The following is a 14,414-nucleotide window of genomic DNA, read 5'->3' as shown; positions in this document are numbered from 1 at the left end:
GAAGAGACAATAATGAACTATGTGAAGAATCAAGGGCGAAATCCAAAAGAGTATGAGAGAATTTATAATAATAAGCAGTTAGTCTTGTTTGAGCAGTAAGTTTTTGATACCTCGTTCAGCTCTGCTGCGAGGTAGTTCATTTGGATACCTTTTTGTGTAAGCTTTTCTTTAATAGCTATTTTAGTCAGTTCGCCTACCTTTGTTGTATAAGTTGTATCAGCAATAATATCTTCAACTACTGAGTCATAAGATAAACCTTTATATCTATCTGTCTTATGTATTGTTATTGTCCATATCTTATTATCCCAACCATATAGAGCAAATATGATTTCTATTTCTTGTTGGGGATCATAGTATTGAACAAAATTAAACGCAAGCTTTGTTTCATATATTCTTGATTTGCCAAATACTTTAAAAACATCTTCAACGGTGTTATACGGTAAAAGATTGAAATAAGGCACATCAACATATTTTTCTTTCTCTATTTCTTTAGCGAATGAGATAGCGGTTAGATTTGCTAGAATAATTATGAAATAGAATATTTTTTTCATTTATATCTATTTTAAGGGCAACAGTATCTTTTTATCAGGATAATGTTCCTTATTCTTTGTAGCGATTTTGTGTCCTTTAACAACAGCGGTCGCATTGACAAGGCAGTCAATAGACGTCAGAGTAAGCCCCTCTTTTCTGTACCGCCTGTAAATCTCTCCGGCTTTTCTGGCTGTTTCGATTGTGACAGGCTCAATAATGCATGCATCTATAAAATTCCCGGTATCTTCTATTTCATTCTCTCTCATCCCTGCATAAAGCTCATATACTGAGAGAATGCTTAAATATGCCGTGTTCCCGTCCCAAAGGCCCAGCATGAGTTCATTGGCATACGGAATTCCCCGCAAGTAGTCAATGGCGACATCGGTGTCAACGATTACGGTTCGCATAGCGCCTTTTGTCCTCTTTTCTCATGTCCTTAACAATTTCCGCGCTGCTTTTATCCCGCTCTTCCCATTTGCCGAAGCTTGACATCGCCTTTTCAACCTTCTTCCTTCTAAGATACTCTGTAAGCGCTTCTGCGACTACTGAGCTGAAATTATCCGAGAGTTTTTTGACTTCGTTAAATATGTCATCAGGGATGTTGACTGAAGTTTTTACTGACATAATATGCTCCTCCTTTATGAGTAACCTTTAGTAATATTTTAAAGTATTACCAAATAGTATGCAAATTAGTCTTCTCTTTACTTAGCATCAGGGCTTCCTGAAATATATCAAATACTCCACATTTCCCTTAGGCCCTTTGACAGGCGATTCGGTCACGCCGATGACTTCAAGCTTCATATTGATCAATTCGTTCTTTATATACTCAACGATCTCAAGCCGTTTCTTTTCATCCTTAACCACGCCGCCCTTGCCGATGTCCTTTCTTTCTGCCTCGAACTGCGGCTTTATAAGCGCGATAACTTCTCCAGAAGGTTTAAGGAATTCTAAAATCTTTGGGATGACCTTTAATAATGATATGAATGAGACGTCAATGGTTATGATGTCGAGTTTGTACGGGATGATGTCATTCGGGAGGTATCTGATATTCGTCTTTTCAATAAGGACAACCCTTTCATCCTGTCTCAGGCTCCAGCTGAACTGGCCGTATCCTACATCAACCGCGATGACCTTTATTGCGCCATTTTGCAAAAGGCAATCTGTAAACCCTCCGGTAGACGCACCGACATCCATGGCTCGCTTGCCGCTGACATTGATATTGAACTCCTTTATCGCATGCTCAAGCTTAAGCCCGCCGCGGCTGACATATGGCATTTTATAAAGGACTTCAATCTGCGCGTCAGGTTTTACGAGTGAGCCTGCCTTGTCGACAACAACACCGTTGACCTGAACATTTCCTTCCATAATGGCTGCTCGTGCCCTCTCCCTGCTTTCGACAAGGCCTTTCTCAAACAGGAGCTTGTCCAGGCGTGTCTTTTTTGTTCCCGTTTCCTTCATGATTTGTATATCTTACCATCGCGCTTTCATTATTTCTTTGAAATTATTATGATATCTGTCAGACATTATATTGGAGGCGGGATGAAATGGAGAGTGTTATCAAGAAGGTTGAGGAGCTTGCTTTGCTGCATGACAAGTTAGATCCCAAGATCATCAGGGAGAAGAATATCAAATTAGGCCTTAGGAACGAGGACGGTTCAGGCGTGATTGTCGGCATCACCAGCAAAGGGCAGGTTTTGGGTTATGAGAAGGTCATCACCGGCGACGGCGTGGAAAAATTAAAACCCATACCCGGCAAACTCTATTATTGCGGCTATGATGTTGAAGATCTGGTAAGCGGGAAAGAGAAGGAAAAGAGATTCGGATTTGAGGAGACGGTCTATCTTCTTTTGACAGGCGAGCTTCCGGGGAAAGAAGACCTGAAGAGTTTTTCAAAGGCGTTAGGGAAAAGGCGCGCGCTGCCTGAAGAAGCCAAGGAGATAATACTCAACAGGCCGAAGCATGACGACCAGATGGGTTCGCTTCACAACATTGTGTCAGCGATGCATCTTTTTGATAAGGATCCGAACTCCACTGATATGAGGGATGTGACAAGGCAGTGCATTGACCTGATAGCAAAGATGCCTACGATCATAGCTTACAATTATCAGACGAGATTGATGAAGAAGAAAGACAATACAAAACTGATCGAGCCTGATCCCAAGCTCAGCACTTCCGAGAACTTTCTCTATATGCTGTCAGGCAATGTCCCTGACAGGTTCACGGCTGAGCTCTTTGACACCATGCTTGTATTTCACGCGGAGCACGGCGGAGGCAACAACTCGACATTCACGACAAGATGCGTCTCATCATCAGGGGCGAATACCTACATGGCGATATGCGCCGGCATCGGCTCTCTTTCAGGCCACCTTCACGGCGGCGCGAATGAGGCTGTCGTAAGGATGGTAACTGACATCAAGCGCAAGCTGAAGGATTGGGATGATGAGGAAGAAGTTAAAGCTTATCTTGAGATGATCCTTGATAAAAAAGCAGGTGACAAGTCGGGGAAGATCTACGGATTGGGCCACGCGGTTTACACATTGACAGACCCGAGAGCGGTCTTTTTAGAGAAGAAGGGAGAAGAGCTTGCAAAGATGGCAGGCAGGGAAAAGGAGTTCGCCCTTTATAAGAGGATCGCAAATCTGGCGCCCGGGCTTGTCAGAGAAAAGAAGGCTAAGATCGTCTGCACGAATGTTGATTTCTACTCCGGCTTTGTATATCAGTGCATGGGGATACCTGAAGACCTCTTCACCCCGATATTCGCTATGGCAAGGGTTGCCGGCTGGTCAGCTCACAGGATCGAGGAGATAGTGCAGGGCAGGATAATAAGGCCCTCGTTCATTTCATCGTTAAAAGGGAAGAAGAGTTATACGCCGATGTCCAAGAGGTGAGGGGTGGTTTTTGCTGGAGGTATGTGCCAAACTCAGCGGATCCGGCCAAGAAACTGGCCGGTATCGCCGCCACCGTTTCCCGAATCCGCTGAAGTGACTGGTTAGCTATGCTGTTATTTTAGGATATATCCAAGCACTCCCTATGTCAGAACTGAATTTGAGATACTGTGAAGACTCATGGATGTCTCCGAAATTCCCCCCTTTCACGTTTCCCAAAACCATCTGCCTAAAGTGCACATACGACTTTTCTAAAAACTCGAAATATCCAGCAACCATTTTAGCTAATATCGGGATTAGATCGTTTTGCACATAGCCTGATTCGTTCCGAAGTGAAGCATTGAAGGAAATAGTCTTACCTGTACTTAAAGAAGTCCAGCCCAATTGGTAAACGCCACGATAGTGAACAAGAATGTCTCGAATTCCTTGCCCCCGAGTCTCTCCCGCAAGCATGTCAAACCACTCTGTATGCTCATTGAGAATTCTTGTGTAGGTTGGATCAAATTCAGGCTTCTTAGTGATGAACCATTTAGCTTGAGCCCGAAAGCTGTCTCGGGCAATGGATTGACGTTTTCCTTCTTCCCCATAGAAATTTGGAATAACGTTAGCTAAACAATCAGCTTGGACTCGTAAATAAAGTAGAAGTGAATCAAGGTTTATTGGAATATCCACCATAGCCTTCAAAAAGTGGCTGTATTGGTCCAGTTCTCGACTATCCTTGTGTATCAAAGCCACTTCAATGTTTTTAGATAAATAACGGGATATGGTATCAAACTTTAAAAATGTATCTTTGAATTTATCAACTGCCCCATGGAACTTGCCATCCAACCATTTTTCAGGCCACTCAGCTGCTTCATTTGGTTTAAAAATAAGTGTGTAATAAAATTCTACGTATAATATTTCGATGAAGCGCAACATACCAACACGCAGAACACCACTTGTCTTCAGCTCATCATCATATTCAATACCGTGAAATTTCATTTATGTTATTAAGCTAACAATTAATACGACCGCTCCTATTTCCTCAATCATTAATCATTTTAGAGAGTAATGATTAATAAATCAAGCAAAAAAATAGCAAAAAACATCCTTTTAACTGAATGAATTATCTGGATATATTCCTACTTGCTATGTAATATCCAGGAGATACGAACGGTCGTAATTTATGGATGTTGAATATCCATGCAATACAGACTCTAATGGGACACAAAAATGTGGAAACAGCCATGATCTATACTCATGTGATTCGAGATATCACAAATGTTCCTCAAAGGCCGCTGGATAGTTTGTATAGAAAAAGCAACACACCCCTGAACCCTGCCTACCGGCAGGCAGGCCCTCTTGATGGATGTAATATAAAGAACTGGATTCCCGTTTTCACGGGAATGACTGCTAAGGAAGAGATTTCTCGTTGCACTCGAAATGACAAAAGCAGATAGAAAATATTTACAAAGGCTTTTGATGTTTCTGTTTGTCTTTGTACATCTCGGCGTCCGCCTTTTCGATGACCTGTTCGATATCTTTGTCCTGATCGTAAACAGCGTGGCCGTAACTGAAAGAGAGGCTGTAATTCTCGCTCCCGTACTCTTCGTTCCACTTTGCGATATTCTGGCGGATGCGCTGCAGCATGATATCATTTTCATGGCCCGATGATTCAGGCTTGATTATGAAAAACTCATCCCCGCCGTAACGTACTATGAGGTCGGTGTCTCTGATGGAGTTTTTCAGGATCGAAGCAAATTCTCTTAATACTCCGTCTCCGTGCAGATGCCCGTAAGTGTCATTTATATGTTTGAAGTTGTTGAGGTCGAACATGAAGCAGGTTAAACTTCCGCCGTATCTTTTGATCTTCTTTTGTTCTCTTTCAAGGTATATATCCAGGTAATTTCTATTGTAAAGGCCGGTGAGTATGTCATGCAGCGCCAATGTCTTAAGTTCCAGATGTTTGGATCTTAAGCTGTGGACAAGGACGATCAGGTGCTCGTATATCTCATTTTCAGGGTTTGCAAGCACGGCTTCCTGATACACGTTGCATTTGATGCAGTTGCCGTATTTTATGGCAAACTGGCCGTGCGGCACGTCGCCGCACATTGTGCCTGCGATGATCCAGCACCTGCCGCATGAATTCATAAAAGCCGGGCAATCTTTTTTATCGCAATTTTTTATCTCCCAGCATCTGATGTTTATATCCCGTTTTATATGGGACAGCCATTCTTTCCATGAAAGCTCATCTTCCTGCAAAGAAATATCGATAAAGCCGCGAAGGTCTTCCCTGAAGTTCTGAAATATATTGTCTAACTCTTTCTCTTTGCTCATATCTTATTATATAGATAGGTGAGTGCTAAATGGAAACAGAGATATTCGCTCTCATTAAGGGAGTGATTTGAACAACGGTAAAAGATCAGTTGACTTTATGTGTAAGCGGAGATTTTCTGCCGACAAGCGCAAGCGCTTCTTTTGTAATGCCTTCTGCATCGAGCCGGAGTTCCTTTCTGAGAAGCTTTTGCGGGCCCTGTTCAATGAACTTATCAGGGATGCCGAGCATCCTGACCTTCACGCCTTCAATACCGGCCTTTGTTATCTCTTCAAGCACTGCGCTGCCGAAGCCGCCTGATATTACATTCTCCTCAACAGTTAGGACATTGCCTGTCTCTTTCGCAAGTTTTATTATAGTTCCGGTATCAAGAGGTTTAAGAAATCTTGCGTTAACTACTGCGGCGTCAATGCCGGCTTCAGAAAGCAGTTTTGCTGCTTCAAGCGAGGGAAGAGCCATATTGCCTATGGCAAGTATCAGCAGGTCTTTGCCTTCTTTCAGAACCTCAGCCTTGCCAATAGGTATCTCTTTTCGATCTATCTCTTCAAAGCTCTCGGCAGCTGCCCCTCTCGGATATCTGATCGCAGCAGGCCCGTTATGGGAGACCGCCGTCTTGAGCATGCACTGAAGTTCATCGCCGTCTTTCGGAGCCATGACTACAAGGTTAGGTATGTGCCTGAGAAATGAGAGGTCAAACGCGCCGTTATGCGTAGGCCCGTCATCTCCCACGATCCCGGCCCTGTCGATCGCAAAGACTACGGGAAGGTTTTGAAGGCATACGTCATGGATGATCTCATCATACGATCTTTGAAGGAATGTGGAATAGATCGCAACTACAGGTTTTACGCCTTGGGTTGCAAGCCCTGCCGCGAATGTGACGGCATGCGGTTCCGCAATGCCTACGTCGTAGAACCTCTTTGGAAATGCCCTGACAAATTCTGAAAGGCCTGTGCCTTCGGTCATGGCGGCTGTGATAGCGACTATCCTGTCATCATCCTTGGCAAGTGCGACAAGAGACCTTCCGAATACCTCGCTGTATGATACGTTGGAAGAAGAGGCTGTCTCTCCGGTCTCGATGTCAAAAGGCCCTATGCCGTGGAATATCCCGGGCTCTTTTTCAGCCATTGGATACCCTTTCCCTTTCTTGGTTATCGCGTGTATGAGCACAGGCCCGGGAAAGTCCTTGAACCTCTCAAAGGTCTCTATAAGCTGTTCGATCTTGTGCCCGTCAACAGGGCCGACATATTCAAACCCGAGTTCCTCAAAGAGCATGCCCGGGACAACGAAGCCCTTGAAGGTATCCTCTGCTTTTTTTGCCATCTTAAGCACAGGCTCTCCAACCTTTGGAAAACGGTCCAGAAGAAGCTTTGTCTCTTTCTTGAACTTTGTGTAAAAGTCACCCATCAACATCTTTCTCAGATACGCCGAGAGAGCGCCGACATTTGGTGATATGGACATCTCGTTGTCATTGAGTATGACGATCAGGTCTTTCTTAAGATGTCCGGCATGGTTCAGCCCTTCAAACGCAAGCCCGGCTGTCATTGCTCCGTCGCCTATGACAGCAATGGCTTTATAATTTTTCAGGTTGTGGTTCTTTGCAGCCACCATTCCCAATGCGGCAGAGATGGATGTTGAGCTGTGGCCTGTGCCGAATGAATCATGCGGGCTTTCAGATATTTTCGGGAATCCGGAGATCCCGCCATGCTGCCTGATGGTTGAGAAGGAATTGTATCTTCCGGTAAGAAGCTTGTGCGAATATGACTGGTGGCCTACGTCCCAGATGATCTTGTCAACCGGTGAGTTGAAGACATAATGAAGCGCAATGGTAAGGTCAACTACGCCGAGGCTCGGGGCGAGATGGCCTCCGTTAAGCGCGACTCTCTCGATGATCGTTTCCCTTAACTCTTTTGCAAGCTCGTTAAGTTCCTCAATCGTGAGCTTTTTTACATCATCAGGGCCTTTGATCTTCTCTATATACATGAATGTATCTAATTCCGCCTCGATATAATATATTTTGCGATCTCCCTGAGCGGGTCTGCCTTTTCATCAAAACCCTCAAGCGCCTTGACGGCATCAGATATAAGTGCCTCTGCTATCTTCCTTGACTCCTCAATGCCGAATATGGAGGGGTATGTGTTTTTAGCATTTACATTGTCAGAGCCTGCTGTCTTTCCGAGCTCCTCTGTTGTGCCGGTTATGTCAAGAATATCATCAACTATCTGAAATGCGAGCCCTACATTATCTCCGTATGTTGTCAGCGCGGCAAGTTCATCTTTCGTGGCATTTGCCATCATTGCTCCCACGCGCACCGCCGCTTTAATGAATACTCCTGTTTTATGTGTATGAATATATATGATGTCATTCTTTTCCGCCTTCTTCCCTTCCATCAGTATATCTACAGTCTGCCCTCCGACCATTCCGTCAGGCCCGCAGGCATGTGTCACTTCTTTTATCACATTGATGAGTATGCCGGGTTCTGCGTTTGAGTTGGAGATGATATTGAACGCCTCGGTCAGCAGGGCGTCGCCCGCAAGTATTGCCGTGGCCTCTCCGAATGCGATATGTGTGGTCGGCTTGTTCCTTCTCATATCATCATCATCCATCGCCGGAAGGTCATCATGGATCAATGAATACGTGTGTATCAGTTCAAGAGATGAAGCTACAGGCATTACGTTATTTGATCTGCCGTTAACAGCTTCATAGCCTGCGAGCGCCAGGATCGGCCTTATCCTTTTGCCGCCGGCCATAAGCGCGTATCTCATCGCCTCATAAAGTTCTTCGGGGCAGCCGTTCCGGCCTTTTTTGGATGAGACATAGGCCTCAAGATAATTGTCGACAAGCTCTTTTTTATATTTAAGATACTGAACGATATCCATGTAAATTATTTCCTTTGACGCAATATTATAACCCTATGCGGGATAATTATAAAAGTATGTGATATGAATTGCGGCTGCCATGAAATATAATATGGTAATATCAGGTGACCAATGACTTTAAGCGATCTATTATTACAGAGGGCTGCTGAGCATCCGCATAAAACCTGCATAAAGTTCGGGGAGATGAAGTACTCCTATGCAGAGGCGAACCGGCATGTGACATTGACAGCAGGCGGGCTGAGAGCGCTCGGGCTTAAAGCCGGTGAGCGCGCTGCTATCCTGATGGATAACAGCCCTGAGTATATCATCAGCTACTTCGCGGTCCTGAGGGCCGGCGGCATCGCAGTTCCAATTAATACTTTTTTAACCCCGGATGAGATCTCATTCATTATCAGTGACTCAGGCTGCAGGATCGTTATACATGGCAGAGGTTTCTCGAAAAAGCTTGATAAGTTAAAGCCGGGCCTTGAGATCAGGAAGGCCTTGTTTGATGAAGTGCCGGAAGAAGACGCGGAGCCATATAATGGATCTGCTGATGATACCGCGGTCTTTTTATACACCTCCGGGACTACAGGTTTTCCCAAGGGCGCGATGCTCACGCACCATAACCTCATATCAAATGTCGAGTCCTGCATGCAGGTAATGAGTTTTTCGCCAAGGGACAGGGTGCTTCTTTTTCTGCCTCTCTTTCACTCTTTCACTTTTACCGTCTGCGTTATTCTTCCTGTATATTCCGGAGCAAGCATCATACTGCTGCCTTCGGTAAAGCCTTTTTCAAATGTGATCAAGAGTGTCTTCAGGGACAGGATCACTTTTTTTGTGGCTATCCCCACGATCTACAGCATACTCTCTAAAAAGAAGATTCCTCTTTTATTCATGCTCTTGTTCAGACTCTTCACAAGGATCAGGGTCTGTGTCTCAGGCGCGGCAGCTTTGCCTCCGGATACTATAGACGCATTTGAGAAGCGGTTTAAAGCGCCTTTGATCGAGGGCTACGGGCTTACCGAGGCATCGCCTGTTGTGGCGGTGAATCCCGTAGAAGGCGCAAGGAAACCGTCATCAGTCGGCCTGCCGCTGCCGGGCGTTGAGGTCAGCGTTATCGGAGAAGATGGTGTAAAAGTGCCTTCCGGAGAGATAGGAGAACTGAGGGTCAAAGGCCCCAATGTTATGAAAGGTTACTATAACAGGCCGGATGAAACCGCATCTGTCTTAAAGGACGGCTGGCTGTACACAGGCGATATGGCGAGGATAGACGAGGACGGATACATTTATATAGTTGACAGAAAGAAAGACCTTATCATTGTTGACGGCATGAATATTTATCCCAGAGAGATTGAAGATGTTATAATGGAGCATGGCTCGATTGAAGAGTGCGCTATGGTGGGCATAGCTGACGGCAGGGGTTCTGAGATATCGATACTCTTCATAAAGATAAAAGAGGGCATTTCATTTGATGAGACAGAGATAAGGGATCACCTCAAGAGGCGTATTGCACGGTTTAAGATACCGAGAAAGATAATACAGGTTAATGAATTTCCAAAGACCGCGACAGGCAAGATAAAGAAGACTGAACTGAGAAAGTGGAACTTAGAATGATTTTTATAAATTAAAGGAGGAGTTATGACAGCAGAATCTATGACGATGGAAGAGATGGAGAGGCTGATGGGCTTGAGCCTTGAAGAGAAGATAGCGCACTCAAAGAAGATAATCAAGGAGGCCATTGATAAGTTCGGTGTTGATAATCTTGCGTTAGCCTGGACCGGCGGCAAGGACAGCACAACAATGACCTGGCTCTTCAGAGAGTCATGCAAAGAGCTTGGAGTTAAGATGCCGATGTGCATGTTCATTGACGAGGGTTATGTCTTTGAAGAGATATGGGATATATTCAACCAGCTCAAAAAAGAGTGGAACCTTGATGCCCGTATCGCAAAGAACATTGATGTGGCTTCCAAGGCGGAAAAGGTTGGCGATATGATAAAGGTCAGCAGCCTTAATGAGCGCAACAGAAAGGAGATCGCGCTTCTGGAGATCACAGATGAGGAGTTTCCGTTCGAGCCCGAGTCTTTTATCGGCAACCACCTGATGAAGACGATAGCCATGAACATGTTCCTTGAGGAGAATAAGATTACCGCGCTTGCAACAGCTATAAGATGGGACGAGCAGGAGGCGCGCGTACAGGAGACCTTCTTTAGCCCTCGGAAGAATCCTCCTCATATGCGGATACAGCCGATACTGCATTTTAAAGAGCGGGATATATGGGATTTCATATTTAAGTACAAGGTGCCTTTCTGCACGCTATATAATTTAGGCTATCGTTCACTTGGCGCAAAAGGCTCTACCACAAAGATGTCCGACATCCCCGCATGGGAGCAGGACCTTGAGAACACATATGAAAGGGCAGGCCGCGGACAGGGCAAAGAAGAGATCATGAGCAAGCTTAGGGATTTGGGATATATGTAGTAATCTTTCTCCCCACTTAGAAAAAGGGGGGCAAGGGGGGATTTTATAACTTTGATATTATTTATTCTAAAATCTCCCCTAACCCCTCTTTGCCAAAGAGGGGGAATTATTCTTGTTATTTAATAAATTCATTTCTGAAAGATCATCACATCTATGTTCAATATCTTCAAGAAAAAAGCGGCCAAACAGAACAAGGTCATTGTGCTCGGCATAGATGGTGTGCCTTGCAGTCTTCTTAAGAGGTTTATTGATTCAGGCGTTATGCCTAACCTTGCAAAGATGATTGCTACAGGCACTCTCTCGCCGATGACAGCTTCAATACCCGAGGTCTCTTCAACTTCATGGAGCACATTCATGACAGGTGTGAATCCGGGAAGGCACGGTATCTACGGTTTCACTGAGGTCGTGAAGAATACATACAAATGGAAGTTCCCTAATGCTGATGATCTAAGAAGCGCCACGCTCTGGGATGTTGCCGGAAGGAACGGCAAGAGAAGCGTCGTTCTAAATGTACCATCTACTTATCCTGCCAGACAACTTAACGGTGTTCTTACATCCGGTTTTGTATCTCTTGACCTTAAGAAGGCAACTTATCCTGAATCAGCCTATGAATACTTAAAGAGCATCGGATATAAGATGGATGTTGATACTCAGAAGGCGAGAGAATCATCAGCCGCGCTGGCAGAGAATATAAAAACAACCTTTGGCATAAGAAAGAAGGCGATACTTCATTTTCTGAACGAGGATGACTGGGATCTTTTTATAGGTGTTGTGACAGAGACTGACAGGCTTCATCATTATCTATGGGCTGCGCTTGATGATGATGGGCATGCGATCCACAATTTCTTCCTGGATTTCTACAGGGAGATTGACGCGCTGATAGGAGAGATGCATAAGAAGGCGGGTGATGAAATCCCGTTTATCATATTGTCTGATCATGGCTTCACAACGATTAAGAAAGAGATATATCTGAACTCATGGCTGAAGGAGAGAGGGTATCTGAAGTTCACAAAGGATATCCCGGATTCTTTTGAAACGATGCATTCAGAGAGCACGGTATTTGCTCTTGACCCCGCAAGATTTTATATTCATTCAAAAGGAAAATATTCCCGAGGCTGTGTTGATGCAAGCGGGTATGAAGGATTAAGGAAGAAACTTAAGAGTGAACTGCTGTCGTTTGAAGTGGATGGAGAGAAGGTAATCAAAGAGGTACTCTTCAAGGAAGAGGTTTACAGCGGAGCCTTGCTTGCTGACGCGCCTGACCTTGTCGCTCTGCCTCATAAAGGTTTTGACCTCAAGAGCGCGATAAATAGCAAAAGAGATTTTCTTAAGGCGACCTGAGGTGAAAAGAATTCTTTGGGGTGGTGACTTCTGGACATCAGGATATTTCATATCTACAGTTGGTAAGCATGGTAACGAAGAGACAATAATGAACTATGTGAAGAATCAATGGCGAAATCCAAAAGAGTATGAGAGAATTTATAATAATAAGCAGTTAGTCTTGTTTGAGCAGTAAGTTTTTGATACCTCGTTCAGCTCTGCTGCGAGGTAGTTCATTTATTTTGATTTATGCTTATGACTCTATTTATATGGAAGCTTATGCTGGTTGATGGCGGGTGTGAGCTTTTCAAATTCTGGATCTTTATGGACGAGAATTCCGTTTTGTTCTTGACATAATGCAGCAATGTACGCGTCTGCCAATGATATGCGGTTCTTTGACTTCAAACGCGCCGCAGCAAAGTTCAACGTTTCACTTGATTCTTCTATAATGCAAGAAAGAGATTTAATGAGGGCAACTCTTGATTGGGCCGTGGCTTCATCCTTTTCCTGTAACGTGATATACATTACCTCGGTAAGGCTGACGAATGCGATAAAAATCGTTACCTCATTTTGCTCTGCCTTAATCAACAAATCTTCCGCATATTCGGCCCCGTCTTCGTCCTCAATGAATGCAAGAAGAGCGGAGGTATCAAAAATATAGACACCTTTTTTATTTTCCGCCAAGGGTTATGTCCTCTGCGCGTGATTGTAACAGTTTTTTGACCAGCCCTTCGCCCTTGCCAGAGCCGCGAAGAAGTCTCCTCGCTTCTGGTGCAGAAATTTTGGCAGAAATATCAGGAAAGACGACGAGGACATCTGTTTTTCCCTTTAAAAGAACGGGTTCCATGAGTTTTACAGCGTGTCCGTCATAAATCGCTCTGATTGCCTTCATACGCGTACTCCTTCTTTATTTATCGCCCTATGATGTGATATTAACAAAATGTAAGGATGAAGTCAAAATGAATGAAATGGCACGGGATGATTGCATATAGGGATGACGCGACCTTCTTTATTAACCGCAAGATAGATGTTTCTGATATCAACATAGTTGATGTAGGCCCCACGATAATCTCGCTTCTCGGTATTGATGAAAAGAGTTTTGACGGCAGGTGTCTGGTTTAATATTTCATCTTTATGGAAACCGTTTCAGCACAGTGCGGGATGAGCTTCAGCCGGAAGGATGGCGATACACTGCTCCATCGTATTCAATTTTATTTGCATGTTTGCAAGCCTGACCCCATTCTCTTCTGCACAGTCTTTTCACTTACCACATCAGGTAGTCTGCTGCTAAGAATCACATATGCACTTAAAGAGAAAACTACCAAACCAAGAAGAAGGACCGCAACTGCAAAATATTTAGAATAGCGATATGTTGGTTCGCCAATTTTTACTCTCTCCCATTCGCTTTTCAAAACATCTTGGGAGTATTCAGAGGCACTTTCGATGGCGTCAAGTGCCTCAGTGTAATCAAGCCCTTTATCTATATTTATTCGATTTTGAATCTTTATCGCAGTTTCAAGTAAGCGCTGTAGCTCCCTATGTTCGAGCTCATTCTTGTTTAGGCGTAGCTTTACTCGATAGAGAGCATCAGCACCAGCCAAGCGCATGTGTCCTATCTTTTCCCTCCCAAACTTGAAGTCTTGAACATCTTCATCAGTGGTGTTCGGGCTGCGTGCCTCTTGCATAGTTCGACATAGTGCTCGAGCGGAAGAAAAGAAGACTGATAGATCTCCCCGTAACCCATCGATCCATTCTTGGCGAAATTCAGATACTTTTTGTTCTTTTGAGGAGACAAGGCTAACAAAAGAGAAAAAACCACCAACAATTGCAGCAAACATAATGCCCGCCATTGTGATTAAGTTGTTGTAAAAAACATTTTCCAAAGTATTTGAAGTTCCCCCGAAACAGCGTACACACCGAAAGGTTAGGTAAAATATAAACCTTAGAACCTTAGGAGGTGTGAGATGGGAGAGAGAAAAGGGAACAGGAAATACGACAAGCAGTTCAAGGAAGAAGCAGTAAGACTTG

General features: G+C 44.3%; 17 protein-coding genes. 6 read left to right on the top strand and 11 right to left on the bottom strand.

All coding sequences use genetic code 11. The features are described 5' to 3' along the window. Nucleotides 1-62: 62 nt before the first annotated feature. The 4 genes from HY807_08070 to HY807_08055 all read right to left on the bottom strand — a co-directional run bounded on the left by HY807_08070 (nucleotide 63) and on the right by HY807_08055 (nucleotide 1,989). Nucleotides 63-551 (bottom strand): hypothetical protein, encoded by a 489-nt coding sequence (locus HY807_08070; GenBank protein ID MBI4826361.1) that lies wholly within the window; start codon nucleotides 549-551, stop codon nucleotides 63-65. Between the two features lie 6 nt (nucleotides 552-557). Continuing rightward, nucleotides 558-938, bottom strand: a complete 381-nt coding sequence (locus HY807_08065) for a PIN domain-containing protein (protein ID MBI4826360.1) — start codon at nucleotides 936-938, stop codon at nucleotides 558-560. Further along, the gene (locus HY807_08060; GenBank protein ID MBI4826359.1) at nucleotides 919-1,155 is read right to left on the bottom strand and encodes a hypothetical protein; all 237 of its coding nucleotides are present in this window, start codon (nucleotides 1,153-1,155) and stop codon (nucleotides 919-921) included. Before HY807_08060 ends, HY807_08065 begins: the two co-directional genes overlap by 20 nt. An 87-nt stretch (nucleotides 1,156-1,242) precedes the next feature. Continuing rightward, a complete protein-coding gene (locus HY807_08055; protein MBI4826358.1) occupies nucleotides 1,243-1,989 on the bottom strand; it encodes a TlyA family RNA methyltransferase in 747 nt (248 codons plus the stop codon). A gap of 86 nt (nucleotides 1,990-2,075) precedes the next feature. Between HY807_08055 and HY807_08050 the strand changes: the two genes are divergently transcribed. Beyond that, the gene (locus HY807_08050) at nucleotides 2,076-3,419 is read left to right on the top strand and encodes a citrate synthase (GenBank protein ID MBI4826357.1); all 1,344 of its coding nucleotides are present in this window, start codon (nucleotides 2,076-2,078) and stop codon (nucleotides 3,417-3,419) included. A 105-nt stretch (nucleotides 3,420-3,524) separates the two neighbouring features. On the opposite strand, the gene HY807_08045 is transcribed toward HY807_08050, so the two are convergent. The 4 genes from HY807_08045 to HY807_08030 form a co-directional block, all read right to left on the bottom strand. After that, nucleotides 3,525-4,397 carry a hypothetical protein gene (locus HY807_08045; GenBank protein MBI4826356.1) on the bottom strand — a complete coding sequence of 291 codons (873 nt, stop codon included), beginning with the start codon at nucleotides 4,395-4,397 and terminating at the stop codon, nucleotides 3,525-3,527. A gap of 465 nt (nucleotides 4,398-4,862) precedes the next feature. Then, on the bottom strand, nucleotides 4,863-5,732 hold the full coding sequence (locus HY807_08040) for a GGDEF domain-containing protein (protein ID MBI4826355.1): 870 nt from the start codon (nucleotides 5,730-5,732) through the stop codon (nucleotides 4,863-4,865). 85 nt (nucleotides 5,733-5,817) lie between these two features. Further along, nucleotides 5,818-7,710, bottom strand: coding sequence for a 1-deoxy-D-xylulose-5-phosphate synthase (locus HY807_08035; GenBank protein ID MBI4826354.1), 1,893 nt, complete (start codon nucleotides 7,708-7,710; stop codon nucleotides 5,818-5,820). Between the two features lie 8 nt (nucleotides 7,711-7,718). Next, the gene (locus HY807_08030) at nucleotides 7,719-8,606 is read right to left on the bottom strand and encodes a polyprenyl synthetase family protein (GenBank protein ID MBI4826353.1); all 888 of its coding nucleotides are present in this window, start codon (nucleotides 8,604-8,606) and stop codon (nucleotides 7,719-7,721) included. 111 nt (nucleotides 8,607-8,717) lie between these two features. Between HY807_08030 and HY807_08025 the strand changes: the two genes are divergently transcribed. From HY807_08025 to HY807_08010, 4 genes are all read left to right on the top strand, one after another. Next, nucleotides 8,718-10,202 (top strand): long-chain fatty acid--CoA ligase, encoded by a 1,485-nt coding sequence (locus HY807_08025; GenBank protein MBI4826352.1) that lies wholly within the window; start codon nucleotides 8,718-8,720, stop codon nucleotides 10,200-10,202. A 45-nt stretch (nucleotides 10,203-10,247) separates the two neighbouring features. Then, nucleotides 10,248-11,066, top strand: a complete 819-nt coding sequence (locus tag HY807_08020) for a phosphoadenosine phosphosulfate reductase family protein (protein MBI4826351.1) — start codon at nucleotides 10,248-10,250, stop codon at nucleotides 11,064-11,066. A gap of 153 nt (nucleotides 11,067-11,219) precedes the next feature. Further along, nucleotides 11,220-12,407: an alkaline phosphatase family protein gene (locus HY807_08015; GenBank protein MBI4826350.1), complete on the top strand. Its 1,188-nt coding sequence runs from the start codon at nucleotides 11,220-11,222 to the stop codon at nucleotides 12,405-12,407. A gap of 1 nt (nucleotide 12,408) precedes the next feature. Then, nucleotides 12,409-12,582: a transposase gene (locus tag HY807_08010; protein MBI4826349.1), complete on the top strand. Its 174-nt coding sequence runs from the start codon at nucleotides 12,409-12,411 to the stop codon at nucleotides 12,580-12,582. A gap of 65 nt (nucleotides 12,583-12,647) precedes the next feature. Here the strand turns inward: HY807_08010 and HY807_08005 are convergent, their stop codons facing one another. Together HY807_08005 and HY807_08000 are read right to left on the bottom strand one after the other, a co-directional pair. Then, the gene (locus tag HY807_08005) at nucleotides 12,648-13,070 is read right to left on the bottom strand and encodes a PIN domain-containing protein (protein ID MBI4826348.1); all 423 of its coding nucleotides are present in this window, start codon (nucleotides 13,068-13,070) and stop codon (nucleotides 12,648-12,650) included. Further along, nucleotides 13,057-13,278, bottom strand: a complete 222-nt coding sequence (locus tag HY807_08000) for a hypothetical protein (GenBank protein MBI4826347.1) — start codon at nucleotides 13,276-13,278, stop codon at nucleotides 13,057-13,059. Before HY807_08000 ends, HY807_08005 begins: the two co-directional genes overlap by 14 nt. Nucleotides 13,279-13,349: 71 nt before the next feature. Between HY807_08000 and HY807_07995 the strand changes: the two genes are divergently transcribed. Then, nucleotides 13,350-13,508, top strand: coding sequence for a hypothetical protein (locus tag HY807_07995; protein ID MBI4826346.1), 159 nt, complete (start codon nucleotides 13,350-13,352; stop codon nucleotides 13,506-13,508). Nucleotides 13,509-13,597: 89 nt separating this feature from the next. On the opposite strand, the gene HY807_07990 is transcribed toward HY807_07995, so the two are convergent. Then, a complete protein-coding gene (locus HY807_07990) occupies nucleotides 13,598-14,269 on the bottom strand; it encodes a hypothetical protein (GenBank protein MBI4826345.1) in 672 nt (223 codons plus the stop codon). Nucleotides 14,270-14,414 lie beyond the last annotated feature (145 nt).

It is taken from the genome of Nitrospirota bacterium (assembly GCA_016207885.1).
GTDB lineage: Bacteria > Nitrospirota > Thermodesulfovibrionia > UBA6902 > UBA6902 > JACQZG01.
The sequence above is the reverse complement of the archived record's forward strand: the minus strand, read 5'-3'. Positions and strand labels throughout refer to the sequence as shown.